This window comes from Pedobacter kyungheensis, from assembly GCF_000812965.1.
Taxonomy (GTDB): Bacteria; Bacteroidota; Bacteroidia; order Sphingobacteriales; family Sphingobacteriaceae; genus Pedobacter; species Pedobacter kyungheensis.
Window position 1 is genome coordinate 68,110 of record NZ_JSYN01000005.1, and the last position, 26,128, is coordinate 94,237.

Below are 26,128 nucleotides of genomic sequence, written 5' to 3' on the forward strand. Positions count from 1 at the left end.
TAAGTTATCAATTTTCAGTTGGCAGTTATTGATAATTGCCAACTGAAAACTGTGAATTACCAACTATTTGGTTGCCCAAACATTATCAGCAGGAGTGGCATCCATATAAATGCCATTATCCAGCGAAACTGATTTTATCTTTTTGCCTGCATTAAAGGTTACATTAATTTCTTTCTGGTTTGCTTTCCAAACGGCAGGCGTTTTATGGATCGTATCTGTTTTTCCATCTGTATAGGTAACTACCACATCAAACGGAATAGCAAAACCACCCACATTTTTAATCGTTACGGTAGCTTTACCAGCTGCAGAACTCACTTTAGTAATGGCTAAGTCGAGGTAATTGTTGGTAAAGAACCAGTTTTGGAAAAACCAGTTCAGGTTTTGTCCTGAGCCTGCGTTCATCGAATTAAAGTAATCCCACGGAATAGGGTGTTTACCATTCCAGTTGCTCATATAGGTGTGCAATGCTTTCTTAAATAATTCATCGCCCAGCATATCTTTCAGTGCCAGGTAAGATAAAGAAGCTTTACCGTACGAGTTATTGCCGTAACCAGCTCCCGAAACCTGATCGGACATTGAAATTACCGGCTGATCTTCTTCTGTTGATTTATCGTTAATGTATTTATCAACTCTAAAGCTTTTGTAAAATTTATCGGCTGCTTCTTTACCATGTTCGGCAATGCCAATCAGGTATTCAAAAGTAGTTGCCCATCCTTCGTCCATGTAGGCATAACGGGTTTCGTTAATACCCATGTAAAACGGGAAATAAGTATGTGCCACCTCATGATCTTGCACCAGCTGTGCAAAAACCGGATCGCCAAACTGCGAATCGTTTACCATCATCGGGTATTCCATATCGGCAAAGCCCTGGAAAGCGATGGTTTTTACATAAGGATAAGGAATGCCTGGCCAGTTGTTCGAAAACCAGTCTAAAGCATTCAGGTTGTATTTAACTGAATTTACAAAATCGGTACCGGTAGTTGGGTTATAAGCGGCTTGTGCACTGGCCCTGCGGTTAGTCTTTTTATCTACAATTACACTGGCGCCATCCCAAACGTAATGGTTACTCAAGGCAAAAGTAACATCGGTAATGTGTTGTACAGCAAATTTCCAGGTATTCCAGTCTTTTTGTGCAGTAACCTTACCGTCTTTCATTTCCTGCTCGGTTGCAATGTGGATTACCTCATCACCGTTATACGATTTTTTTAAACGTGCCGAAATTTCGGGTTGTAATACCTCATCAGGGTTTAAGAAATCGCCTGTAGCATAAACTACATAATTTTTAGGCGCTTTGATCGAGAATTCATAATCGTTAAAGTCGTTGTAAAACTCGGCCCGGTCGGTATGTGGTATACGATCCCAGCCATTATAATCGTCGAAAACCGAAATGCGTGGATAACTATAAGCTACAAAAAAAGAATTGGGATCGATTTGTCCTTCTCTGCCACTTTCTTTCGATAGAGGATAATCCCAGGTTATTTTAACTGTGATTTTTGATTTGGGCAATAAAGGCTTTTTTAATTTCACATTACCAACAGTTCCCCAATCTTTACTGTTTACGTTATAGGTTTCGCCATCAACCGAAAAAGCAGAAATGTTTAAGCCAGAGCTTAAAAAATCTTCACTTACCGCACCGCCTCTTGGCGAAGTTGGCTTATGTAGGTTATTTACAAAACGAATAGCCAGGTTTCTTAAGGTATCGGTGCTGTTGTTGCTGTACAAAATTTCCTCCTCGCCGCTAACCACCTTTGTGTCGGCATTTACCTTAATATCCATGTTATATTTACCATGGTTTTGCCAGTAATTTGGCCCCGGTTTTCCGCTTGCCGAGCGCGTACCCTTTGTATAGGCCGCTTTAATATTCCGTGGCATATAAAGCTCTTGTGCAGAAGCTGCATAGCCGCCCAGGCCGATCAGCAGGGCTATAGAAAGTAACTTTTTCATTTTTACGAATAATTTTAAGCTAAAAATAGAATTAATGATTGAATTTCGGAGGGGTGTATGGCTGAATGTTACGATTTGGTGAGCTTCGCATATTGGTAAAATGATTGGATTTTTAAGTTTTGAAGGATTGAAATAATGTTTAAGCTAATTCCATAATCTTACTCAAACCTGGGTAAACTGAAAAATCATGGTAATTTATTTGCTTTTGTAATTTCCACAATTTATCTTCGTTATAATTGAAGCAAGACTATGTAGCAAACCAACTATGTAGTCTTGTTTGTTTTTTATAGCGTTTGAATAAAAATTAAAAGAGCAATGACAGAGGTAACATACTATACCCAAGAGGGGTTGGATAAATTGAAAGAAGAAGTACATTATCTAACTACAACCGGTCGTCAGCTTATATCTAAAGCAATTGCAGAAGCAAGGGATAAAGGTGATTTATCGGAGAATGCAGAATACGATGCAGCTAAAGAGGCTCAAGGGTTGCATGAAGCAAAAATAGCCAAATTACAAAATACGCTGGCCAATGCACGTTTAATTGATGAGTCGAGATTAGATTTATCGAAAGTGCTTGCATTATCTATCGTTAAAATAAAAAATGTTAAAAACGGCGCAACCATGACTTATCAATTGGTGGCCGAGAGTGAAGCTGATTTAAAAACAGGAAAAATTTCTGTTAAATCGCCTATTGCGCAAGGCTTACTGGGTAAATCGGTTGGCGAATTTGCCGAAATCGAAGTACCTGCAGGTAAAATGCAATTCGAAGTACTCGAGATCTCGAGATAAGTATATGGCGTATGGCGCTAGATGGGTAAACCGCTTCGCGCCATACGCTTAACGCTAACCTTTATACCCTTTACCTTAATGACTATATTTTCAAAAATCGTTGCAGGAGAAATCAGCGCACATGTTGTAGCCGAAACTGCTGAATATTTAGCCTTTTTAGATGTTTCGCCATTAACTGCCGGCCATGTGCTGGTAATTCCGAAAATCGAAGTCGATTATATTTTCGATATGGAAGAAGATCACTATGTTGGGCTTTGGATGTTTGCCAAAATTGTAGCTAAAGGGGTAAAAATTGCTTTCCCTTGTAAAAAGGTTGGTGTTTCGGTAATTGGATTAGAGGTGCCTCATGCACACATCCATTTAATCCCGATGAACAATGTGAGCGATATGAACTTTAGCAAAGAAAAGCTAAAGCCTACCACTGAAGAACTGGCAGAAGCTGCTGCGAAAATCAGGCAGGCTTTACTCGAAGCATAAAAAAAGGTCGGCTGCAAATTTGCCAGCCGACCATTCTACCCGCCTAACCCCAAATATTTTAAGGTGCCGGAGCAACTGTAGTTGTGGTATACACATACGGCCAAACTGAACCAACTGCAGCAGTAGCTGGTTTAACGGTAATTCCTTTGTTATCGCCCCTTTTTGCATCAGGTACATAATAATACAATGGCCAGCCTTTATAAGTAAGCTGTTTTTTGCCAATTGAGGCAACAGTAATTACAGCAAGATCTGTTTTTGCAATAACTGAAGGTGCAATCAATACTTCAGCTTGATAAACCGGCCAGATTCCTTCCTGGGTAGCACCTTTTGTGTAGTTGTTAACCCCATTTTTATCAGGTGCAAAAGCATAAAGTGTTCTGCCAAAAGCATCGGTAAAATATTTGGTATTGCCAGTTCCTTCTGCATAAGCGCTGGTGTAGCTTTTACCGTCAGCACCGATCAGTTGCGCATTGGCAATCATTAACGAATAATCAGGCTTGGCCACAAACCAGATTCCACCCACACCATCACCTTTAATTTCTCCGGCGGCAGCATCGCTGGCATAATAATACAAGGGATAGCCGCGGTAAGTACTTTGCTTACGTCCATCGGCACGGGTTACTTCGCCCACTTCGGCTTTGTTTAAGTTGAGGTCGGTGCTGGCATCAGCCGAATAATATATTGGCCAGGTTGTTTCGCAGCCACCACTGCAGGTTGGCGTACCCGCTACATCAGAAGCAAAAAAGTAAAGCGTTTTTCCGTCCTTATCTGTTAATACCGCTCCAAATGTGGTAGTGCTTGCCAGTTGGATCCCTTTTTTCTGTGGTACAGGTTCAGGAGTGGGTTCGTCGGCACTGTTCTTTTTGCAGGCCGTAATAACCAGGGCCATACAAGCTACGGCCAACAGGTTTCTTTTTAAGTAGATTAGCATAAGATTTCGTTTTTAGTTTTAACTTTAATAAAATAATATGCTGCTATTACGCCGCGGCTTTGTAAATAGTTGCTTCCGGAAACAACATTTTTTGCGAAAACCAGTGAAATAAAAATAATTTCAAAAAATAAATTTTAAAGGCAACCTTTTGTAATCGGTTACCGTAATGTGTTTTGAAAGGAGAACATGTGACCGCTAGTAGCGATACCGAACATACTATACAAAAGCATATTCAGGGCTGTATTAGAAATGATAGAGATAGTCAGAAAGCACTATACAAACATTTCTATAGCTTTGCTATGGGAATCTGTTTGCGATACACTAACGATCGGCTGGATGCTGCCGGGATACTGAATGATGGCTTTTTTAAGGCTTTTAAAAATATTTCAAAATACGAAACTTCTAAAGCATTTATGCCCTGGCTTGGGCGGATCATAACCAATACCGCTATAGATTATTACCGTGCTAATTTAAAATTTGCCGATCATGTTGATATTCAGGATCACGAAAACATTGTGCAGGTAAGTTCTGTATACGATAAATTGGCCTATCATGATCTGCTGGCGCTGGTACAGCATTTAAGTCCGGCTTACCGCACGGTTTTTAACCTTTTTGCCATAGATGGGTACAGCCATGAAGAAATTGCCGAAATGCTGGAAATATCTGTCGGCACATCAAAATCGAACCTGTTTAAAGCCAGGCAAAAATTACAGGAAATGCTAAAAGCAACCGAAGCGAAAACTTACCAGGTAAGAAATTCGGAAGTAGACAGAAACCTTTTAGAGGTTAGGTTAAACACAAACATGCAATGAAAGAGGGAAAAGATATAGATAAATTGTTTAAGGACGGACTGGAAAACCCCGATCTGCCTTTTAATGATTTAGATTGGGATGATCTGGAGGAAAGATTGCATCCGAAACCAAAACGAAGGGTAATACCTGTGGTTTGGCTTGCTGCTGCGGCAATTGCTGCCATGGTATTGATTGTATTTTTATTGGTAAAACCAACTGAAGGACCAATTGGTATTAATCATGTGGTGAAAAACAGTGCGGGCGATAAAAACAAAGCTAATCCTGAAAATAATGCAACTAAGGTTACAGAAACACATTTAAAACCAAATGATCCGATAGTAAATACTGATCCGGCAGGGTTAGTGGCTAATAAAGCTAACAGGAATCCTTTTGTACAGAAACCTGTCGGAAAAAATGTTTTGAGCGGAACAAATACGCCAAAGTTAGTTTTGGTGGATGCTGATCGTGCAAATTTATTGGCTGATGTGGTTTATCAACCTGGGCTCCATACTGAATTTGATCCGGCAACTTTTAAAGATCAAAAGCTGATTGCCTCTGTAGCTACAGGTAAACCTGAACGGATTAAGCAACGGGTTTTGAATAAAAAACCACGGTTGGTATTGAGTATTTTAGCTGCACCCGATTTAACCAGTGTGCAAAAATCGGGTATGAGTAGTTTAAGTGGTGGTTTGGGAGTAGAGGCTACCTATATTTTAAGCAAAAAAATTAGTATTACTACCGGGGCCACCTATGCTAAGAAAATTTACGATTCGGACTTTAGCTTATATAAACCGAATAGCAGTTACGTTTTTAAAATTATACCTTCAAATATCCACGCCAATTGCGATGTAATCGACATCCCGTTAAATGTTAATTATAAAGTTTTTGGCAATAACCGGAATAGCGTTTCAGTAAGCACGGGGCTTTCGAGTTACCTCATGCTAAAAGAGAAATACAGTTATAGCTACGATGGCGTTTACCAGGGACCGCAGGATTATGAGGTGAGGGGCCGTAACCAGCATTATTTAGGTATTGCGAACGTAGGTATCGAATTTCAACACAAAATAAATAACAATTTAAGTATCAGCGCCAAACCTTTCATGAAAATTCCGCTAACCGATATTGGTTACGGAAATTCGCGACTGTCGTCAACAGGCGTGGCCGTTTCGGTAAATATGAATTTGTTCGGAAAAGGAAATTAATCCTGTTTTATTGTCTTTGCTGCGGTAGCGGTACGAAATCCGTTTCGCCTGGTACGGGTTTGAAGCTTTGCTCCAGCCATTTTTGTTTCGCCTTTTCAATGAGTTCTTTATCCGATGCCACAAAATTCCAGTAAATAAAACGTTCTTCGGGGAAAGGTTCGCCTCCAAAAATGTAAACGGTTGTGTTTTCGTGCAGGGTAAACTCACACAGTTTGGAATCGTTGGCAATTAAAATCTGTCGTGGCTCAAAAATATGACCATCGCTTTCTATGGCACCTTCTAAAATGTACAGGGCACTCTCGCCGAAAAGAGAATCGCCAATATTAACTTTTTGGCGGCTTGTACTTTTCAATTCTAAGAAATACAGCGGACTATAAACCGGAACTGGTGATTTTCGGCCAAAAGCTTCGCCCGCAATTAACTTAATAGCAACACCATCTTGTTCCCATGTGGGGATATCGGTTTCTTCGACGTGAAAAAACTCCGGGTCCATTTGTTCAAGTGCTTTAGGCAATGCTACCCAAATCTGTAAACCATGCAGCATTTTATCGGTATGCCGTAAATATTCAGGAGTCCGTTCTGAATGTACAATGCCACTTCCCGAAGTCATCCAGTTTACCTGACCGGGTTTAATCACCACATCAGAACCCAGGCTATCTTTATGGGTAATTTCGCCCTCAAACAAAAAGGTAAGAGTAGAAAGGCCGATGTGTGGATGCGGAGGAACATCCAGGTTTTCATGATCGCTCATTGCTGCCGGTCCCATGTGGTCGATAAAAGAAAATGGGCCAACCATTCTTTTCTCTCTGAAAGGCAGTAATCTGCCAACCATAAAATTGCCAATATTGGCCGGGCGTTCTTCTATAATGAGTTTAATGTTCGACATGATGATGGGGATTTTTGATGAGGTGAATTTACGGAAAAACGATGGGATTTGGAGGAGAATTATACATCTCTCGTCATTGGCGAGTTTATTTTCTTTTTAAAGATCAATGGATCCCTCCAGCTGAAAAAGCCTCCTCGAAATTACGGACCAGGCGATAGCGCAACTATCTCCGTGGTTTCTGTGTTTTCCGTGGCTAAAAATCTGAGTGCTGTCAGATTTTGCCATCTGACAGATTTTATTAGCTTGATCTAATAGAACTGAGATGTGTCAGCTGGTAACAGCCGATACCACAGCCTAACAGTTGACAGCAAAAAAAAACACCCCTTTCGAGGTGCTTTTTTAAACTTAAAAAGAAAAAATAAAGCTTGTTATACCAATTGCATCAAAGCTTCTTTGCTAAAGCCTTTCAATTCTTCGGTGCGGTTGTTTTTAATTTTTTCTACCCAATTCGGATCGGCTAAAAGCGGGCGGCCAACAGCTACGAGGTCAAAATCGCCGCGATCCATTCTGCGTACCAGTTCTTCTAAAGAGCTGGGTTGTGAGCTTTGGCCGGCAAAAGCGCCAAAGAAATCGCCATCTAAACCAACAGAACCAACTGAAATGGTTGCTTTGCCGGTTAATTTTTTAGCCCAGCCTGCAAAGTTAAGGTCAGAACCTTCAAACTCTGGTTCCCAGAAACGGCGTTGCGAACAGTGGAAAATATCGATGCCGGCATCGGCCAGTGGCGTTAACCATTGTTCCATTTCCTGCTCATTTTTGGCCAGTTTAAAATCGTAAGCTGCGGGTTTAAATTGCGATAAACGAATAATTACTGCAAAATCTTCACCCACTCTTTTACGCACTTCTTTAATTACTTCTACGCCAAAACGGGTACGCTCGGCTAAGGTTTTACCGCCATAAATATCGGTGCGGTTGTTGGTTGCATCCCAGAAAAACTGGTCGATTAAATATTGGTGTGCACCATGTATTTCAACAGTATCGAAACCAAGGGCTTTGGCATCGGCAGCAGCCTGCCCGAAAGCAGCAATGGTATCGGCAATGGCGGCATCGGTCATGGGTACCCCGTTTTCAAATCCCGGACTGTTAAAAGATGATGGTCCTTCAAATGGAGCACTTGGTAACCAACCAGAAGCGTGATTGGCATGGATACCCTGGTGCCAGATTTGTGGACCCATTTGTCCGCCAGCGCTGTGTACACCTTTAATTACATTTTCCCAACCTGCAAGTGCTTCTGCACCATAGAAATGTGGAATATTCGGGTCGGCAGACGAAGATGGTCTGTTAATTACCGTTCCTTCTGAGAGGATTAAACCGACCTCGCCAGCCGCTCTTTTGGTATAATAGGTGGCTACATCGGCTGTTGGTACACCACCCGGAGAAAATGAGCGGGTCATTGGAGCCATTACGATTCTGTTTTTTGTATTTAATGTTTTAAGGCTAAAGGGCCTGAATAAACTATCTGTGTTCATATCCGTGGATTATAATTCTGAATTGATGATTTGACTTAATTTTTCTATCCCTGCTTTATTGCGTTTGTAATAGGTCCATTGCCCAACACGGGTGGCGCATACTAAATCGGCACGTTGTAAAATAGAAAGGTATTCGGAAATGGTACTTTGAGACAAGCCCGCCTTGTATTGAATTTGTCCCACGCAAACACCAACGTTTTCGAAATCGGCGTTAGGTTGCTCCGGGAAATTTTTCTCTGGTTCTTTTAGCCAGTTTAAAATTTGTAAACGGGTTTTATTTGAAAGGGCTTTAAATATCTCTACCTGATCCATGATGCAAATGTATATCGACTTTTCCCGATATACCAATTAAAAGATGGAAGTTGACAATCAAATGGCGATTATGCTGCTTAAATGGGGTTAGAGATCGTTTTTAAATTATTGATATCCAGTATGGATTAATGAATAGGAGCGGGTTCGATTTCAAATGAGTGGCCAACGGAATTTCAGCCAAAAAAGAACGGGGATAAATCATACCGACCTATCCCCGTCATCTAAATTAACGCTCTCATATATATAAACAACCAAAAAGGCGATTTATTATATAGCAGTGAAAATTTTTTTATTTTTTTTCTGCAGCCTTCTTTGCAGCGGCTTTCGGCTTCTTCGGCGCAGCTTCAATTTCTGCAGCTGGTACAGCTTTTTTGGTCGCTGGCGTTTTTGTTTTCTTAGGTTCAGCTTTATCAGCTTCTTCTACAGTTTCTTTCTTTTTAGCTGGTGCTTTAGCTTTTTTAACTTCAGCAACAGATTCGGCTACCACTTCTTCTTTTACTTCTGTAGCTGCAGGCGCTGCAGTATTTTGTAAATAAATGGCCAATAGTTGTTTTAAGTAAACATCTGGTTTAGGCATATTAATTACGGTGCCTGGTTCTTTATCCTGCGCTTGTTTAGTGTAGGCCGATTTAATTTTGCCCCAGTCTTTTGAATAAAGTTTGATGAACATTTCTAAAAACTGTTCCTCTGTATATTTTTTAGGCAACCTACCCAGCACTGCCTGTATTTTTTCTTCTTTTCTATGTAATATCGCCATCGGTTTTATTTTCTGCAAAGATAGCCGAATTTTATCATAATCGGGTTTTTGCTTTTTTAGGCCGAAATGCCAGGGCTAGCATTGGTTTCTTCTAATGAAACATCTTTTCTCCTGTTTTTTACCAGGCGTTCGCGGTGCTGCATTCCCCATTCCCTCAGTTCGTTAATTACACTATCCAATGTTCCGCTGTACTCGGTTAACTCGTAAGTTACAGTAACAGGCGTGGTGTGAAATACTTTTCTGATTACAAACTCATTCAGTTCGAGTTCTTTTAATTCTTTTGAAAGGATTTTTGGGGTAATTTCTCCCAGCGATTTTTGAATTTCGTTAAAGCGGAGTGGTTTTTCCTGCAAACTCAAAATCAGAGGGAGTTTCCATTTACCGTTTAAAACATAAAGCGCATCTTTTATCGCATTCATACTGGCGGTACAGGCAGATTTATCGTGGTGTTTATCTTTTGGTTCCATGTTGCAAAGTTACGTGCTTTCCTAAACGATACCGCTATCCTTTGGGAAAGTAGTATCATTTGGATAGTAAAAGTATATAAGTTTGCCTCAAAAAAAGTATGAACACAAAAGCAATTCAGATTACGTATTGGATATCAACAGCATTGGTTGCGTTGATGATGGTTTTTTCCGCTTATTCCTATTTCACCAACCCGGAGGTTAAGCAAGGATTTCAGCATGTAGGTTTTCCCGATTATTTCAGGATAGAATTGGGAGTAGCGAAATTCTTAGGAGCTATTATTTTACTGGTACCAGTAAAAGGTTTGATTAAGGAATGGGCTTATGCCGGTTTTACCATTGTATTTATTTCAGCAAGCATTGCGCATCTGGCTTCGGGTGATACAATTGGTCACGCCAGTGCACCCCTGATCTTTTTAGTGGTTTTGGCCGTATCTTATTTTGCCTATCATAAAGGTAAGTATCAAACTAATAAAACGATTTAGATTGTATTGCAACAAATTAATGATGAAATATAAACTCTCGCGTTTTTATTTTATTTTGGGTTTGATATGAAAATCTATACCAAATATTCGGCCCTCGCTTTATTTGCTTCGATGGCCTTTTTTACTGCATTTAAGGATGGTGGTAAACCCCAAAAAAAGGTGACTAAAGTAGACGAGCGGCCCAATATTATTGTCATTCTTGCCGATGATTTGGGTTTTTCGGATATCGGTTGTTATGGCGGTGAAATTAAAACACCAAACATCGATTATCTGGCCAGTCAGGGTATTCGTTTTAGAAATTTTTACAATACTTCCCGTTGTTGCCCCACCAGAGCTGCCTTACTAACCGGGCTTTATAATCACAATGCTGGCATTGGTGAAATGACCCAGGACCGTAATATTGAGGGGTATCGCGGTGCTTTAACCAAAAATGCGGTTACGCTTGCTGAGGTTTTAAAAGATGCTGGTTACCGTACAGCCATGTCGGGTAAATGGCATGTTTCCAATACTGTAGAACAAGCTACGCCTCAGGCGCAGCAGGATTGGTTGAACCATAAAACAAGTTTCCCGCTGTTTTCGCCGATTGACCAATACCCAACCAACCGGGGGTTCGAAAAATTTTTTGGTACACTTTGGGGCGTGGTCGATTTTTTTGATCCTTTTAGTTTGGTAAGTGGCACTACGCCAATAACTGAAGTGCCCAAAGATTATTACCATACCGATGCTATTAATGATACGGCTTCAACCTATATCCGCGAATTTAGCAAAAGCGATAAGCCTTTTTTCTTGTATGTGGCCGAAAATGCACCACATTGGCCATTGCAGGCAAAGCCTGAGGATATTGCCAAATATAAAGATACCTATAAAGTGGGTTGGGATGCCATCCGCGAAGCCCGTTACAAAAGAATGGTGGCTATGGGTTTAATCGACCTTAAAACAGCCCCGCTTTCGCCAAGAAAGAGCAGCGAGAATTGGGAAAATAATCCAACCAAACAGTTCGATGAAATGGCCATGGCCGTGCATGCAGCCATGATTGACCGTATGGACCAGGGTATTGGGCGAATTATTAAAACTTTAAAGGAAACCAACCAGCTGGATAACACCCTGATTGTATTTTTAAGTGACAATGGTGCAAGTCCGGAAGATGCCATGCGTTATGGACCGGGTTTCGACAGGCCAAGCCAAACCCGTGCCGGCGAAAAAATTGTCTATCCCATTTATAAAAAGGTAATGCCGGGTCCGCAAACCAGTTATACCTCTATTGGCCCCATTTGGGCCAATGTAGCCAATACGCCCTACAAGTTGGCTAAAGCGCAATCGTACGAAGGTGGTGTACATACACCGATGATTGCCTTCTGGCCTAAGGGGATTACTGCTAAGAAGGGGAGTTATAGTGATCAGGTTGGCCACGTAATGGATTTTATGTGCACTTTTGCCGAGCTTGGAAAGGCCAGTTATCCAACCCAATATAAAGGCAATACCATTAAACCCATGCAGGGTGCCAGTTTAGTGCCTGCGTTTAAAGGGAAGCAAGTTGCAGGGCATGATGAATTATTTAATGAGCATTTTAATGCGCGCTATATACGTGCCGGCGATTGGAAAATGGTTAGTCTTGCCGGCGATTCGACCTGGCATTTATACAACATTAAAAACGATAAAACCGAATTAAAAGATCTGGCAGGTCAAAACCCAGACCGCGTAAAGGCATTAAATGCCAAATGGCAGATATGGGCAAAAGAAAACCATGTGCTGCCGAAAAAATAGTTATTGGCATTAATTCGACTAAATAACCGGCTGGAAAGTATTGACCCGAATCAGGTTAATCTTTCCAGCCTTTTTGCATTTTCTTATAGGCTTTTTTGCTGATTTTAGATCTCTTTTTTGATCGCGATTTCCCTTTCTTCTTTCGTGCGTTAATGTTGTTCACCAGCGAATTTTTAACGCCAAGCTTATTTTTCTTAAGCTTCTTTTTGCTCTTTTTCTTTGCTTTTGCCATAATGTATTGAATTGCTGTGCTTATTCAACATCAAATCATTAAGAAAAGTTCCGGCAAAGTGGTAGGTGAGCTTTTTAACAAAGTAAGTTGAGCTATATAGCAAAGCGCTGCGGTCAAAATCGATCTACCTTTGAATTAAATAAAAACAGAAAGAATATGAAAATTTGGTTTATAACAGGTAGTGCCCGTGGTTTGGGCCGTAACCTAACAGAAGCAGTTTTGGCTCATGGCGATAAAGTTGCTGCAACAGCAAGAAATACAAACGCTCTACAAGATTTGGTTGAAAAATATCCTGATCAGGTTTTTCCCATTCAATTAGATGTAACCGATTACGATCAGGTGCATTTGGCAGTTGAATCGGCTATAACACATTTTGGCCGGATTGATGTATTGGTAAACAATGCGGGTTTTGGTATTGTAGGTGCCGCTGAAGCGTTTACCGATGAGCAGGTGAGAAGTCAACTGGAAACCAACCTTTACGCACCTATTGAAATTACCCGTGCAGTTTTACCTTTTATGCGTAAACAACGTTCGGGGCGTATTTTACAAATCAGCTCAATAGGTGGCCGCGTAGGTAATGCAGGTATTGGGATTTATCAGGCAGCAAAATTTGGATTGAGTGGTTTTAGCGAAGTACTGGCCAAAGAAGTGGTTGATTTCGGGATTTACGTAACCAGCGTAGAACCAGGTGGTTTCAGAACGGATTGGGCGGGCGATTCGATGACGTATGCTGCGCATATTGAAGGCTACGAAAAAGTAGAACAAAGGGCTGAATATTTTAAAAATGGCGGGTTTGTACCGATGGGCGACCCTGCAAAAGCAGCCAAAGTAATGCTGAGTCTTGTGGATAGCGCGGAACCTCCTGTACACCTGGTTTTGGGAAGCGAAGCCATTGGCATGTTAAAAAATGCAGATGAAGCGCGCACTGCCGAAATGGAAAAATGGATGGCCGTAAGTATATCAACCGACCACGATGAGGCCAATAATTTCCTCACTTCAGATTTAGGTAAAAGCTTTTTGAAAAAGTAGGCAGAATAGGTTGAACACAGCCATGGTCCAATTGCTGTGTTCTGCTTTAAAATCCGGTTCTAAAGCTGCAATTGCTTTTTTTATTTTATAAATTTGATTACATGCAAGCAAACAAAAAGCCCAATATCCTCTACTCTTGTTATTCGCAAAAAAATAGCGAGGGAGAGCAGTTTATTGCCCAGCATAATTTAGGTTTCATGATTTCGGGTAGCTCGGAGCATTTTATTGGTGGTGAAAAATTTGTTTTTAAACCCGGTGATTTCCGTTTTTTTAAAAGGAATCAGTTAACCCGATGGACTAAATTTCCGCCAGCTGGCGGCGAATACCGGTCTATTTCTATTTCGATAGATCAGGATACACTGCACAGCATTAGCGAAGAGTACAACCTGAAGGCCACTGGTTTTGATCACTGTCCGGGAGCCATGTTGCTGGAACCCAATAACCTGTTAAAGAATTATATCGATTCTTTAGGGCCTTATCTTGATGGCAACAATGAGTTTAACAAGGGGTTAACCAATTTGAAGGTTAAAGAAGCGGTAATGGTGCTGCTCGAAACAAATCCGGAATTAAAAAACGTACTTTTCGATTTTTCTGAACCCGGAAAGCTGGATCTGGAGGCCTACATGAATGAACATTATAAGTTTAACGTAGATATAAATCGGTTTGCCTATTTAACCGGCCGAAGCCTGGCTGCTTTTAAGCGCGATTTCCAGAAGATTTTTAATACTTCGCCTAACCGTTGGTTACAGCAAAAACGCCTTGCCGATGCACACTACCTGATTAGCGAAAAAGGCTGGAAATCATCAGATGTATACCTGGAGGTGGGGTTTAAAGATTTATCGCATTTTTCTTTTGCCTTTAAAAAAACTTATGGTATTGCCCCCTCGCGAATTGGTACACTTACCTGAAAAGGGTGATGCTACCTGATAATTTCCTGGTGCCACCGTTTGTCGTAATCAGATAAAAATAGGTGCCAACAGGAACAGGTTTGCCGGCTAAAGTGCCATCCCAGGGGATAGTATAGCCTTTTGACTGAAATATAATGTTCCCGTTCCGGTTAAAAACTTTTACTAAATCAGTGCTACCCATTGCTTTTATCTGCCAGTAATCATTCACACCATCACCATTAGGCGAGAAAGAATTGGGCACTACAATTTCGCAATCATTTCGAATTGCTACAGGAATCGGATTGGAATAGGCTATGGCATTGGCCAGGCAGGAACCGGAACCAAAGGCCTGGCAGCTGACAATATCACCATCTTTCAAAGTCGTGCTGGTAAAAGTATTTCCGGCATGGTTGGCATACTGATCATTTACAAACCATTTAATAACCGGGGCTGTGGCAGAATTGCCCACAGTTTCTGCAGTAAAGGCAACTGCGGTACCTGCGCAGGTAACATCGGTTGTGCTGCTGGCAATTTCTACACTAAAAGCCGTGAAAGGTGTAACCTCAACGGTAATGTAATTGGATAAGGCAGAAGAAAGAGGAAGGCAGTAGTCGTTATTGGTTACAATCAGCGAAATTCTGTCGCGATTTGCCAAACTGCTTGTGGTATAGGTAGCACTGTTGTTGGCAACATTTACACCATTAACCAACCACAGGTAGCTGGGATTTGCTCCCGCGTTATCAGTTGCGGCATGAAAAGAAACGGTAGCCCCTTCGCAGATATTAATCAAAGGAGTACTGATAATAGCATATGGGCGTTGAAGATCAGATACTGTTAGCAATTGACTTGCTGTTCCTATTCCGTTGCTCGCCGTTATTGTGGCTGTTCCGGGGCCATAAATGTGTATTCGCCCGTTAACAATGTCGGCCACATCAGGTTCGCTCGAGGTGTAGGTGATGGGCAGGTTGCTCGTAGCCATCGGATCAAAATCAGGATCGCATATTCTTTTGGATGGAATGGGCGGAAATGTTATCGCCTTGAGGCCAACGGTGCCTGAAGTTTTAATGACTTTGTAAGATAGCGCCGAAGCTACCGCAAAAGTGTTTACTTCTCTATTGGCATATTGCCAGGCAGATGATGATGGAATGGAGAGTATGGCTGCAATAAAAAAGCAGGCCAGGTGGAGTGCGCTTGCTTGAGGCATCACGTTATTAGATTGGCAAAATAAACGGCCTAAATTAGGTAAATATCAATTCTGGCAATTAAAATTACTGTTAACAAAAAAACACCATTCAGTTAAGGATGGTGTTTTTCTCCGGAGGATAGCAAAATACTATTTGCTTACCGTGGTTAAAATACTGCTCGTAGTAAAAGTGGTTGCTGCGGTACCTTTGGTATAGGTTGCACCTGTGTACAAACCATAGAAATTCGATCCACCACTTACGCTACCCCCGGTATAAATTGAATAGGTAGTTCCCGCTGCCAGGGTTGGGCTGCTAAATAACATGGTCATTTTTGAATATGCTCGTGGTACTACAAAAGTAAAAATATCTGTTCCTGTTGCCGATTCTACATGAACAAGCTGGTTTGCAGTTGCTGAGCTGGTAAATACTACTGCACGTTGTGTTGTTACACTGGTGGTTGGGTTGCTGGTTGCCCCGCCCACACCAATTAATGTTCCACCGGTAATTTTAAACTGGTTATTGTCGCAATCGAAGCCCTCTTCGGGTGCTGTTGATCCTGAAGATACAATTAAGCCGCCCGTAATGGTTAAAGTTCCGTTCGAATCTATCCCGTCGTTAGTGGTGCTGTAGGCGTAAATGTTACCGCCATTAATTACAATTTGTGTCGCGGCATTAAGGCCATCGTCGTAGGCTACAGATTGCACTGTGCCACCGTTAATGGTTAAAATGCTCTTGCTTTCTATACCTTCTGCTTCAACACCAGTAGTTTTAACACTTATGGTTCCACCATTGATGGTTAAGTTGCCATCACTTTTAATTCCTTTTGCCGAGGTATCGTCGCTGCCATAGGTAAATTTGCCACCAGTGGTTGATACATTTATGGTTCCATCATTAATAACCAGCGTACCATCGGCGTTAATGCCCTTGCCACCTGTGCCGGTACTGGTGATGTTAACCGTGCCTTTATCCATTTTGAAATTACCGCCTGCTTTTATACCTGCTGCAGATGAAATATCTTTATCGTTGGTATCGTAAAATGCAGCGCCAGATGTGGTAATGCTGGCATTTGCATTGGTAATGGTAAAATCTTTACCGCTGCTGAAGCCCTTAGCACCTTTACCCGAAACGTTTACCTTAATGGCATCGCTACTATTGATAATTGTGGCACCTTCGCTTTTTATGCCCATTGCTTTTTCGCCGGTGGTAGTGACGGTTAGTGTGCCGCCATTTATTTTAACCGATGGATCGATGCTTGTATCGGTTCCTTCGTACGAAGCCACCAGACCATCATCTACACTGTTGATGGTGATTGATCCGGCAGTAGTTTGCAAATAACCTTCCTCTACTTCTATGCCGTCGCCGGCTGAGGTAATGTCCAAAGAACCACCTTCCATCATAAAATAATCGTTGGCATGAATGCCATCAGAAACTGCACCCGTAATGGATATCGTTCCGCCTTTTATGTCTACGTAATCATCACTGCAGATGGCGTGTTTGTAATTACCTTTAACAATTAAGCGGCCATTACCTGTCAGAATGAGCTGTCCGTTACTGAAAAAGGTACCTTTCATATCTTCAGATCCGTTAGCGGTGTAGGTGGTGCCATCAATTAACCGGTTGGTAGTACCACCAACCAAAGTAACGGTTGCTTTTTTGCCCGATTGGATATTAATTGCCGGACCGTTAGTACTCAATATGTCTGCGCCGTTTAAGATCAATCCAAATTTATAATCGCTGTATATTTTTACCGATCCACTGGTTGTACTGCCCGAAACCACATAGTTTAGTTCTGTACCAGAGAGGCTAGAGGTAATGATTACCACCCCATTGGTATTCGAAACGGTAACCCCGCTGTTGGCATAAGGATTGGTAATTGTAGCCACGTTATTGGCATAAGCGATGGTTATGGCATTAGCTACCGTGGTATCTTTGCTGTTGGTAACAATGGTGCCGTAAGTTACGGCTGTTTCGGTTGTGGTGGTAGTTTCTTCGTCGCTACTGCTTTTTTTACAGGCAAGCAAACAGGTTAATGCCACGAAGCAGGTTAAGGTGGGTAAAAGTTTAAATATCCTCATCTTTTAAAATCGTTAATAAAACGGGATGAATTTATTGCGATTGCCAGCGCCGAAATGTTAAGACTCTACGAATGGTTAAATTGAGTCGATAAATATAAAAGTGGGTAGATTTTAGGGGGCAATTAGAAACAAAAAAAGCATCAAAATTGATGCTTTAAAATAAGTTAAACTTTTTTTGGCGGAAGATCAAAAGCAATGGCTTCATGCTCGAAATGATCTTTGTGTGAGCCATCGCAAAAAGGTTTATTTTTAGATAAGCCGCAACGACAGATTGATACCACTTCTCTACCTTGTAAGCCATAAGTATTTCCGTTTCTATCTACAATTTCGAAATCGCCTTCTATTTTAACGGAGCCATTATTGTTAATGGTAAGTTTTGTTTTAGACATGTGTTTTGTTAGTTTTCTGCAAAACTAAAATTTACTTGCTGCAATTTGCGATCTGATTTCTATTTAGAAACATTCTCTGGTTCCTTTTTAATCACGTATGCGGTCATCTCTGTTCTGATTTTGAAACCTAGTTTCTGATATAATTTAATGGCGCCCAAATTGTCGTTTTTAACATGTAAAAAAGGAATTTCTTCACGCTTGAGTATCCTGCGGATCTGTTCCTGTAAAATCTTAAAGGCATGCCCTTTCCCTAAATGATCGGGATGGGTACAAACTGCGCTTACTTCGCGGTATGGGGCAGGGAAGAACCTGTGGCCTGCCATGGCTATTAACTGGTTTTCGGCAAATATGCCCGTGTAATTACTCAGCTCAATTGTTTTGGCTAAAAACGGACCAGGTTTGGTAAGCTCTACCAAAGCGGTCATTTCGGTTACATGGTTTAGATCGAGGTCGGTCAGGTCTTCGTTTGTACTTTCCGGTATGTTTTTGCCTTCATAAACCAGCTGAAACATATCAATGTGCATTAATAGTGTCCAAAAAGCTGGTATGGTTAAAGGCGCTTTTGAAAAGATTACAAATAAACTATCTGGTTCGCTGATCTCATAGAGTGTTTGTAAGTTTTCTACCGAATTATCTTTCAACCCTGCAAATGCAGCAATATCTTTCAGGTAATATTTAACCTCATCAACACCTTTTGCAAAATGCCCGTGCGCAGAATTTAAAGCATGATAAATGGGGTTATCTAAGAGATGTTCCATGCCACAAAGATATCCAATTGGCTATTAATTTCTTGCTTTGCCGGGGTAAATACCTAGGTTGCTGTGTATGATGAATGTAAAAAAGATTCGATTAAACCAGCGGTAAATTCGAGTGTTTTAGGATCGATATCTGGCGCGCATATTTCACCAATCATACTTCCATGTATACCCGGTAAAATTACCAGACGCGAATTTTTAATCAACCTGGATGTTTTAACCAAATGTTCGGGAGTAATTACGTCGCGATCGGCCAGCATTAACAAAGCCTCGGCTTTAATTCCTGCAATCTCATCATCGCTGAGGTCGATATAGTTTAGCATACGCTGTTTATCTTTCTCAAACATATTTTGCAATCCGGCAGGATCGGGGTTCAGCTCCAGATAGGACTTTTTCAGGCCTTCGGGCATGTGGTCTAAAGTTGCGGCACCGAAACCATCATAAAAACCATCTATCAGTCCTGTTTTTTGGTAATTGGCAGAAATAACCACGATTTTATTTACCACAATAGGATAACGCACCGCAATATGCAGTGTTGTGGTGCCCCCGTTACTAAAGCCAAGAAAATTGGCCTTTGCAATATCTAATTGCTCAAGTAGGGTAACTACATCATTGGCATCCTGTTCAAAAGATTCAGGAGCATCACGGTCGCTGGTACGTCCGTGCGCCTGCAATTCCACAGCAATTAATTTATTGTTTTGGGCCAGATAAGGAATAAAATTGCCAAAGTTGGAGGGGATGGTAGAGCCACCGCCGTGGATCAATACCAACGGAATTTCACCTTCGCCATAAACCTCGTAATACATACTGATCCCGTTAACGGATTTTGTGCCAGTTATTTTTTCAGTTTCCATATCTTTATGATTTACTTAGCCATTTAGCCTTGCCGGTGCGCATTTATTTATAAATTTAGCATAAGTAAGCCATTAAATTGTAGAAAGTCTGGATATTGTTAAGTATATCGCCCGAAATGTAGCCGTTTACCTGTTACTAGCCATCATCACTTATCTGATGCTGATTGGCATTATCCGTTATTATCCGCTGCGCGATGATATTGGCTTTTTGCAGTTTAAACAAGAATACCTGGATATATTACCCTGGAAGATTGCTTTTTATACCCATGTGTTTACCATTATTTTTGCCTTGCTAGCTGGTTTCACCCAGTTTTCGACGACAATATTGGCTAAACATAAAAGGTTACACCGCATCATGGGCAAAATTTATGTTTACGATATTTTTCTGAACTTCCCGGTGGCTTTTGTGATGGGTATTTATGCCAATGGCCTTTTACCTACCAAAATGGCTTTTATCCTGTTAGATTGTTTATGGGTTTGGTTTACTTATAGAGCGGTAGTTGAAATTAAGAGCGGCCATGTTTCTAGGCACAAGGAATTCATGATCCGCAGTTATGCACTTACCTTATCGGCGGTTTCGCTAAGATTTTGGAAGATTGTTATTTTAAGTTTTGTGCAGGTAGATCCCTTACCACTTTATATGATTAATGCCTGGCTGGGTTTTGTGCCTAATTTGTTGTTTGCCGAATGGCTGATTAGAAAAAGGAGGCGAAAACTAACGTTCAAAGCGAATATTGTACAAGATTAAAGCGGCAATAGCACTAAAAATAATGATGCTGCTCAATATAAAAACGCCAATAGAAATGGCAGTTACATACTGATTATTACGTGCAATTAGCTTTTTTCGTGTAAGCGTTGTGATAAAAGCTGCGGCCAGAAGCGAAATAAGTGCTGGAATAACAATAAAAACGAAGATAAATTCCATAAACGTTAATTTTTTGCACTAAAATAACGATTAATTTGTTTGTTCAGATCAGGCTAAACAAAAAAGCATCAACCGGTTGATTGATGCTTTGTATTTAGTTGGAACGAATAAATTAAAGTGTGAACTGAATTTGTTGCACCAGGTAAGCTTTACCGAATTTTTGAGGATCATGCGTAACTGTTGCTTTAATGGCTTTCCATTTGGGTTGCAGTCCTAATTTCCAGTCGGCACGTATTTCTTTTACATTTTGCCAGATTTCTTCCAGCTGCCCTGCTACAGTATTGTTGGCAGGGGTGAATTGTAATTTATCGGGAATAAAATAATAATCGTTTCCTGTTTTGCTTAATCTTATCGTTGGTCCGCCTGGCACGTAAGATACAATCAGCTGGATATCGAAAGATTCAGTTCCCTTGTATTGTTCCTGGTTAATGACTTTGACAAATTCAAAATAGCTTGATGGACCATCTTGCGGTGGATCGCTGAGGTAGCGAAATCTTGCCTTTATCCGGTAATTCGTACCTGGTAACCGCTGATCAAAACCTGATAAGTAGCTGCCTGCATCAAGATTTTCGGGTAGTTTAATTAAAACATCCTTGTCGGCGCCATAGCGGTGATCGACCATTAATTCAACTTCCTGACCATTTTTTAAGTTAAGGGGGCCATAAACAGGTTCTTTTTTACACGATAAAAAAGAAAGGGTCAATAGAAACAAGGCTAGTTTTCTCATAAAGGCTTTAAGCTGGTTTTTGGTTAATTTAGTTTTTTTAAGAAAACGATAAGGTTAATGCAAACGCTACATTTATCTTGTAAAAGATGTTTTCGGGCTTTTTAAAAAACAAAAAGTAGTCGATATATTTTTTTAATACTAAGTTTTTGGACTTAATGATTCTATTTCTCAGATCAATTTAGCAAAGTTAAGGCATCTCGTAAAATAGTATTAATTCGATATTTGATTATGGGGTGCTTAGATGGCTGTCGCAAAAATGGACATCTAATGTTTGATAGAAGACTAAATTATCAGTACTTTCAGGACGGGGATTAATCCTCAAAAAACAAACGCTTTCTTCAATGTTTAAGTATTTATTTTCTTTTTTCGACTGGTTAACAGGTATTTGTCTGCAGGTGATTAATCAAGGTTGTTACGATGTGAAATTGTATTTCCAATTGTTTAACAGAATCTGGAAACCGGTATCGATTTATTCAAACACTAAGATGAATATCTTCTTATTCACTGGTATTGTTCTTTTGATGGGATGTAAGACAAAAAAAGATGTTACCCTCGTTGGTAATTTTCCATCTAGTAACAATGCTGTTGTTATGGTTAAAGGAAAAGCTGTTAAGCTTACAGAAAATGTAAAAAACGATAAATTTAATGTGACAATCAAAGAAGCAAAAGCAGGATTCTATGATCTTACCCTTGAAATTCCTCCTTTAGTTAAGGAAGAGAAAGATATTAGAAATCGTTTAGGCAAAACGATGAAAATCTCTGTTGCAAGGATGATTTCTAAAACAATTTATATTGATCCACAGCAGGATATCAGCTATAATTTAAAACTGGAATTACCCAGAGGCATAAATTCGGTTGATTCGATGCCAGCTAAAGTATTCAATAAGCTTAATTTAAGTTTGGATTCCAGGAGCTATGATAGCAAAGTGTATGAAAAGATATCAATAATCCAACGAAAATACTACTACATAAAGAATTCTAAAGAGAGCGAACTGAACCTAAAACGTGATCAGGCGTTGGTTGATAAAAAAATGGAAGAATATAGTGCATTAAGTGATTCTTTGGTTTTTTTATGGAAAGCTAATTTGGTGCCTCAGATGACTGGAGAATACCGGGAGACAATGCGTGAAAATTTAGGATCGATTATAACTCCGTATCTAATTTCGAAGGCCGTTGATTTAGACCAGCACTTTCAGGAATATAGCAGTATTGTTAATCATTTGAAAGGTGCAGCAGCTACTTCTGAATATGCCAATAGTGCCCGTGAAAGACTAAAATTTTTAGAAAGCACCAGTATCGGACAAAAATTACCAGAGCCTATAGGGGTAGATCCTAATGGTAAACAGTTTAAAAGCAATCAAAAAAGAGCCAGATATACATTGATAGAGTTTTGGGCTTCCTGGTGCGCACCATGCAGACAGAATAATCCTGAACTGCTTAAAATATATACTAAATACCATAATAAAGGATTCAATATAATCGGAGTTTCTATCGATGAACACAAAGGAGCCTGGCTAGATGCTATCCGCAAGGATAACCTGATCTGGCAACACGTTTCAGATCTTAAATCCATGACGGCAAGTCAAAACACTAGCCGCTTCAATATTGTAGAAATCCCTAATAATTTTCTGATTAATGATAAAGGGATCATCCTGGCTAAAGATTTGAGTACAGAAAATTTAAAAGAAAAGTTAACAATTTTGCTGAAATAGCCTGGTTCGTCAAGAGTTCTATTTGCAACAATATGGTTAATGTACTATAAAAAGTTAATCCTGATGTTTAAATCAAATACGCCTGACAAAGGTCTCATTTGATCTTGCACTAACATTAATCCACTATTTTGGTATGGGAAGTCTCAAAAAATCAAGAATAACCTTATTTAGATCTTCCGGTTTTTCAAAAGGAACATAATGCGTGGTATTTGGAATGATTTGTAACTGAGACTTGCTAATGTTAGCCGCAATTAATCTCGTATGCGCAGGCTTAATAACATCATCACTTCCTGCAATAACCAATACGGGATTGGCAATCTGTTGCAACTGTTTTGTAGTGATATGGGGCTGCTCAAGCGTCAGACTAATCAAACGGGAGTCTTTTGATGGGTTTTGGACCTTAAGCTCATTGCTGAAAGCGGTGAGTAAACTATCTGATACGCCCGATGGATCGAGGTTTGCACCGATGGTTACTATATTGTTTACCAGTTCCGGATGGGTAAGATTGAAGCTTAGCGCAGTATTGCCGCCATCACTCCAGCCAACAATATTTACTTTTTTCAGCTCCATTGCCGTAAGCACCTTATACAGATCATTGGCAAAGCCATCGTAACTATAAGCCTCAGAAGATAAATCTGTGCTTCTGCCCTGACCTCGCGTATCCAGAGCGATTACCCTGAAGTGTTTCGCAAAAGCGGGAATTTGCTGATAGAAATCTGCTATACTTCCGTTGTTACCATGTAAAAGTACCAGTGGCTCACCTTTGCCATACTCTTCTGTGTAAATTCTGGCGTCTCCCAGATCAATATATTTGCCGTTTTTGTTTTTGCCATATCCGCTTTTCAGGGAAGCTTGCTTGTAACGGTAGTAATTGGCCAGTGCAGTTATCTCTGGCTTTTCAGCTGCTGAAGGCTTGTCTGCAAGCTCTGGTTTGTCTGCTTCCTTACTATATTTAAGATCCAAATTAGCGATGAAAGTTCCGGCATTGCTTTCCCAGTTTCCCTGACTTTGATATCGGAACAGCAAATCTTTAGCTACCGTTTTCTTTGCCGAAACGCCAAAAACAAAATTATTGCTGCTATCTGGTGCGTAGGCAACCAGCTGTAGTGTAACTGCGATCTTGTCCAAACCATCAAAACTGAGCTCATGAGCTGCAAGATCTATATGCTGCCAGCCAGTAGCGGTGGTATGATAAGTAATGTTTTTACGTAAAACATTACTATCTGGTAAATTATTTTTTACGGTATAAACATTAAGTTTTAAGGTGATAGCAGAAAACCTCGAGCTGGGCATGATATAGAAATTATAGGCTTTGAGCAAGGTTCGGTTGTATATTTCGAAAATATTTCCCTGTTCTATGCTTGGAACGTTCTTATCGAACATTTTAGAAAAAGTAATCATGGGTCTGGATTGCTGCCCTACGATCCGTTCTTTCAGTTTAGTTCCTTTGATAAGCACTTCGGCCATATCAAATACCTTTTCTTTGAGCGTAACAATGATACCCGGTTTGAGTTCGTTTTGCTTAAGCTGCCGATCCATAAAACCGATGGCACTGAACGTTAGACTAGTGCCGGCAAGACTGTCGGGGATAACCAGTTTGAAAGAACCATCTTCGCTGGCCACAGTAGCAACCCTGCTATTTTTAATACCTATTGAGCAATAGGGGATAGGATGTTGCTGAGTATCTTTGATACTCCCGGTTAAAATATATTGTGCCTGGGCATTGAATAAGGTAAATAAGGCTGCGAATGTTAAAAACAGCCTTTTAAAACTGCAAGGGATTTTTTTCATATACCGCAAAGACGATGCAGCCGGCTGAGTGGTTGCATGACCTATGGAGTTTAGACTCAACCATTCAGGAATACCTTTATTCTGAGCGCTTTAGTTTTGCCTGCTCCTTAGCGATAAAATATTCAAATATTTATCAATACGTCTCTTGTTTTGCTGTTGCAACAGGGCAGGATAGATGTTCATCAGGATGTTAACCAAAGTCATTACCACCGCAAAAAGGTACAAACCTTTCAATATTTTAATAAAAATAAACACAGACATAAAACCAAAAGCCAGTAAATGGTTAAGCTCAGCCAGGTTCATTTCTTTTCTGTATTCATTTAACTCGCTAACCATAATTTTTTTCTTCATAGAGAGCTTAGGGTTGAAAAATTTAAAGAAAGAATGCAAAATGATATATTTAAATACATTCAGTCCCAATAATTTGTTAACCTTCTCATTTTTTATGTAGTTAAGGTGCATTAAGCGCGGATGGTATAAATTCATTTTTGTGAAAAAAGCATTCAATAACATGCCGGCAATCCAGGAAATAAAGGCAATAGAGAAACTGAAAGTGATTTGTTTGATGAGCATAATGGTCGGTTTTCCTCTTGTTTTCCAGTCGATAAATCAGGGATGCTAAAATACAAGACACTTTTTATCTTTTAACAATCCTGATTGTAATTTCGAAAAATAAATAGCAGGCATTAAACGTACACCTAAACAGTAAATGTTTGTTAACTTATTTTTTGCGGTATCAGCCTTTCACTTGAATGCAGATTAGAATTATTTGCTAAATTAGCTAAAAACTAGACTATGAAATTCTTAATTACTTTGATTATCTGCCTGGCCTGTTATTCGAGCCATGCACAAACTGCCAAGGAGCTCGTTGGAAAATGGAAACTTGTAAAACAAACCAATAACGGCATCGTATCTACCCCCGAAAATACCTATCAGGTTTTTAGCGAAGATGGGGTATTTAATGGGATCAATGGAGATAAATCCAGAAAAGGGAAATGGAAATTATCGGCCGATAATAAACAATTAACCATTAAAATCAGTGTTGTTTCAATCGCTTTCTCAGTTGATTATTTCGATGCCAAAAAACGCATTATAAGCAGCAATAAAACAGGCACTCTGGAATATGAAAAAGTTACTGAATAGCAGGGAAAAACAGACTTCCTTACCTTCATTAAAATGTGCGCAAGCTTTGGCATCGAGAAATGGGCTATTCGCATGGATAAGATGACTTGCATATATTACGATAAGGCTGGAAATGAAGTGCTGGAAGAGAAAATTCCTCACTAATTTTTGCAAG

At 40.2% G+C, this 26,128-nt stretch carries 28 protein-coding genes and 1 pseudogene; 12 read left to right on the forward strand and 17 right to left on the reverse strand.

From position 1 onward, the window contains the following. Positions 1 to 63 precede the first annotated feature (63 nt). Positions 64 to 1,944: a M1 family metallopeptidase gene (locus OC25_RS05800; protein ID WP_039472778.1), complete on the reverse strand. Its 1,881-nt coding sequence runs from the start codon at positions 1,942 to 1,944 to the stop codon at positions 64 to 66. A gap of 315 nt (positions 1,945 to 2,259) precedes the next feature. Between OC25_RS05800 and greA the strand changes: the two genes are divergently transcribed. Together greA and OC25_RS05810 are read left to right on the forward strand one after the other, a co-directional pair. Continuing rightward, on the forward strand, positions 2,260 to 2,733 hold the full coding sequence (gene greA, locus OC25_RS05805) for a transcription elongation factor GreA (protein ID WP_039472782.1): 474 nt from the start codon (positions 2,260 to 2,262) through the stop codon (positions 2,731 to 2,733). 78 nt (positions 2,734 to 2,811) lie between these two features. After that, positions 2,812 to 3,210, forward strand: a complete 399-nt coding sequence (locus OC25_RS05810; protein WP_039472785.1) for an HIT family protein — start codon at positions 2,812 to 2,814, stop codon at positions 3,208 to 3,210. A 58-nt stretch (positions 3,211 to 3,268) separates the two neighbouring features. On the opposite strand, the gene OC25_RS05815 is transcribed toward OC25_RS05810, so the two are convergent. Beyond that, positions 3,269 to 4,141 (reverse strand): hypothetical protein, encoded by an 873-nt coding sequence (locus tag OC25_RS05815; protein ID WP_039472788.1) that lies wholly within the window; start codon positions 4,139 to 4,141, stop codon positions 3,269 to 3,271. Positions 4,142 to 4,314: 173 nt separating this feature from the next. Between OC25_RS05815 and OC25_RS05820 the strand changes: the two genes are divergently transcribed. Both OC25_RS05820 and OC25_RS05825 read left to right on the forward strand, forming a co-directional pair. Then, entirely contained in the window at positions 4,315 to 4,953 is a 639-nt protein-coding gene (locus OC25_RS05820; protein ID WP_082018520.1) for an RNA polymerase sigma factor, read from the forward strand. Continuing rightward, entirely contained in the window at positions 4,950 to 6,134 is a 1,185-nt protein-coding gene (locus OC25_RS05825) for a porin family protein (protein WP_039472791.1), read from the forward strand. Before OC25_RS05820 ends, OC25_RS05825 begins: the two co-directional genes overlap by 4 nt. Before the next feature lie 7 nt (positions 6,135 to 6,141). Here OC25_RS05825 and OC25_RS05830 read toward each other — a convergent pair whose 3' ends face one another. The 5 genes from OC25_RS05830 to OC25_RS05850 all read right to left on the reverse strand — a co-directional run bounded on the left by OC25_RS05830 (position 6,142) and on the right by OC25_RS05850 (position 10,025). Continuing rightward, positions 6,142 to 7,020, reverse strand: a complete 879-nt coding sequence (locus OC25_RS05830; protein WP_039472794.1) for a pirin family protein — start codon at positions 7,018 to 7,020, stop codon at positions 6,142 to 6,144. Between the two features lie 368 nt (positions 7,021 to 7,388). Next, positions 7,389 to 8,489 (reverse strand): NADH:flavin oxidoreductase, encoded by a 1,101-nt coding sequence (locus OC25_RS05835; protein WP_039472798.1) that lies wholly within the window; start codon positions 8,487 to 8,489, stop codon positions 7,389 to 7,391. 9 nt (positions 8,490 to 8,498) lie between these two features. Then, positions 8,499 to 8,801 (reverse strand): ArsR/SmtB family transcription factor, encoded by a 303-nt coding sequence (locus OC25_RS05840; RefSeq protein WP_039472802.1) that lies wholly within the window; start codon positions 8,799 to 8,801, stop codon positions 8,499 to 8,501. A gap of 289 nt (positions 8,802 to 9,090) precedes the next feature. Beyond that, a complete protein-coding gene (locus OC25_RS28210; RefSeq protein WP_209435570.1) occupies positions 9,091 to 9,558 on the reverse strand; it encodes a hypothetical protein in 468 nt (155 codons plus the stop codon). Between the two features lie 56 nt (positions 9,559 to 9,614). Further along, on the reverse strand, positions 9,615 to 10,025 hold the full coding sequence (locus OC25_RS05850) for a winged helix-turn-helix transcriptional regulator (RefSeq protein WP_039472805.1): 411 nt from the start codon (positions 10,023 to 10,025) through the stop codon (positions 9,615 to 9,617). 98 nt (positions 10,026 to 10,123) lie between these two features. Between OC25_RS05850 and OC25_RS05855 the strand changes: the two genes are divergently transcribed. Together OC25_RS05855 and OC25_RS05860 are read left to right on the forward strand one after the other, a co-directional pair. Next, complete coding sequence (locus OC25_RS05855) at positions 10,124 to 10,507, forward strand: DoxX family protein (protein WP_039472807.1); 384 nt, start codon at positions 10,124 to 10,126, stop codon at positions 10,505 to 10,507. A gap of 66 nt (positions 10,508 to 10,573) precedes the next feature. After that, positions 10,574 to 12,271, forward strand: coding sequence for an arylsulfatase (locus tag OC25_RS05860; RefSeq protein ID WP_082018521.1), 1,698 nt, complete (start codon positions 10,574 to 10,576; stop codon positions 12,269 to 12,271). A gap of 55 nt (positions 12,272 to 12,326) precedes the next feature. Here the strand turns inward: OC25_RS05860 and OC25_RS28105 are convergent, their stop codons facing one another. Further along, a complete protein-coding gene (locus OC25_RS28105; RefSeq protein WP_167335366.1) occupies positions 12,327 to 12,503 on the reverse strand; it encodes a hypothetical protein in 177 nt (58 codons plus the stop codon). Positions 12,504 to 12,659: 156 nt separating this feature from the next. Between OC25_RS28105 and OC25_RS05865 the strand changes: the two genes are divergently transcribed. Together OC25_RS05865 and OC25_RS05870 are read left to right on the forward strand one after the other, a co-directional pair. After that, entirely contained in the window at positions 12,660 to 13,532 is an 873-nt protein-coding gene (locus tag OC25_RS05865; RefSeq protein ID WP_039472809.1) for an oxidoreductase, read from the forward strand. Positions 13,533 to 13,633: 101 nt separating this feature from the next. Next, positions 13,634 to 14,440: a helix-turn-helix domain-containing protein gene (locus OC25_RS05870; RefSeq protein ID WP_039472812.1), complete on the forward strand. Its 807-nt coding sequence runs from the start codon at positions 13,634 to 13,636 to the stop codon at positions 14,438 to 14,440. On the opposite strand, the gene OC25_RS05875 is transcribed toward OC25_RS05870, so the two are convergent. The 5 genes from OC25_RS05875 to OC25_RS05895 all read right to left on the reverse strand — a co-directional run bounded on the left by OC25_RS05875 (position 14,433) and on the right by OC25_RS05895 (position 19,676). Beyond that, positions 14,433 to 15,623 carry a T9SS type B sorting domain-containing protein gene (locus tag OC25_RS05875; RefSeq protein WP_039472814.1) on the reverse strand — a complete coding sequence of 397 codons (1,191 nt, stop codon included), beginning with the start codon at positions 15,621 to 15,623 and terminating at the stop codon, positions 14,433 to 14,435. The genes OC25_RS05870 and OC25_RS05875 overlap by 8 nt on opposite strands. 129 nt (positions 15,624 to 15,752) lie before the next feature. After that, positions 15,753 to 17,678 carry a carbohydrate-binding domain-containing protein gene (locus OC25_RS05880; protein WP_039472817.1) on the reverse strand — a complete coding sequence of 642 codons (1,926 nt, stop codon included), beginning with the start codon at positions 17,676 to 17,678 and terminating at the stop codon, positions 15,753 to 15,755. Positions 17,679 to 17,842: 164 nt separating this feature from the next. Further along, positions 17,843 to 18,067: a CDGSH iron-sulfur domain-containing protein gene (locus OC25_RS05885; protein ID WP_039472820.1), complete on the reverse strand. Its 225-nt coding sequence runs from the start codon at positions 18,065 to 18,067 to the stop codon at positions 17,843 to 17,845. Between the two features lie 59 nt (positions 18,068 to 18,126). Beyond that, positions 18,127 to 18,825, reverse strand: a complete 699-nt coding sequence (locus tag OC25_RS05890) for a GNAT family N-acetyltransferase (protein ID WP_039472824.1) — start codon at positions 18,823 to 18,825, stop codon at positions 18,127 to 18,129. Positions 18,826 to 18,878: 53 nt separating this feature from the next. Further along, entirely contained in the window at positions 18,879 to 19,676 is a 798-nt protein-coding gene (locus OC25_RS05895) for an alpha/beta fold hydrolase (RefSeq protein WP_039472828.1), read from the reverse strand. Between the two features lie 157 nt (positions 19,677 to 19,833). On the opposite strand from OC25_RS05895, the gene OC25_RS05900 reads away from it, so the two are divergent. Then, positions 19,834 to 20,424: a DUF2306 domain-containing protein gene (locus OC25_RS05900; protein WP_082018522.1), complete on the forward strand. Its 591-nt coding sequence runs from the start codon at positions 19,834 to 19,836 to the stop codon at positions 20,422 to 20,424. On the opposite strand, the gene OC25_RS05905 is transcribed toward OC25_RS05900, so the two are convergent. Together OC25_RS05905 and OC25_RS05910 are read right to left on the reverse strand one after the other, a co-directional pair. After that, positions 20,392 to 20,601: a hypothetical protein gene (locus OC25_RS05905; RefSeq protein WP_039472831.1), complete on the reverse strand. Its 210-nt coding sequence runs from the start codon at positions 20,599 to 20,601 to the stop codon at positions 20,392 to 20,394. The genes OC25_RS05900 and OC25_RS05905 overlap by 33 nt on opposite strands. A gap of 112 nt (positions 20,602 to 20,713) precedes the next feature. Beyond that, positions 20,714 to 21,328, reverse strand: coding sequence for a hypothetical protein (locus OC25_RS05910; RefSeq protein ID WP_039472834.1), 615 nt, complete (start codon positions 21,326 to 21,328; stop codon positions 20,714 to 20,716). 485 nt (positions 21,329 to 21,813) lie between these two features. On the opposite strand from OC25_RS05910, the gene OC25_RS26755 reads away from it, so the two are divergent. Continuing rightward, entirely contained in the window at positions 21,814 to 23,040 is a 1,227-nt protein-coding gene (locus tag OC25_RS26755; protein WP_167335367.1) for a TlpA family protein disulfide reductase, read from the forward strand. A gap of 123 nt (positions 23,041 to 23,163) precedes the next feature. Here OC25_RS26755 and OC25_RS05920 read toward each other — a convergent pair whose 3' ends face one another. Together OC25_RS05920 and OC25_RS05925 are read right to left on the reverse strand one after the other, a co-directional pair. Continuing rightward, on the reverse strand, positions 23,164 to 24,831 hold the full coding sequence (locus OC25_RS05920; protein WP_052265995.1) for an alpha/beta fold hydrolase: 1,668 nt from the start codon (positions 24,829 to 24,831) through the stop codon (positions 23,164 to 23,166). Positions 24,832 to 24,921: 90 nt separating this feature from the next. Beyond that, positions 24,922 to 25,404 carry a glycosyl-4,4'-diaponeurosporenoate acyltransferase CrtO family protein gene (locus OC25_RS05925; protein WP_039472837.1) on the reverse strand — a complete coding sequence of 161 codons (483 nt, stop codon included), beginning with the start codon at positions 25,402 to 25,404 and terminating at the stop codon, positions 24,922 to 24,924. A gap of 222 nt (positions 25,405 to 25,626) precedes the next feature. Between OC25_RS05925 and OC25_RS05930 the strand changes: the two genes are divergently transcribed. Together OC25_RS05930 and OC25_RS27285 are read left to right on the forward strand one after the other, a co-directional pair. After that, positions 25,627 to 25,974 (forward strand): lipocalin-like domain-containing protein, encoded by a 348-nt coding sequence (locus OC25_RS05930; RefSeq protein WP_039472843.1) that lies wholly within the window; start codon positions 25,627 to 25,629, stop codon positions 25,972 to 25,974. A gap of 12 nt (positions 25,975 to 25,986) precedes the next feature. Continuing rightward, positions 25,987 to 26,118, forward strand: a pseudogene (locus OC25_RS27285) (DUF1398 family protein); the annotation flags it as partial. Positions 26,119 to 26,128: the final 10 nt, after the last annotated feature.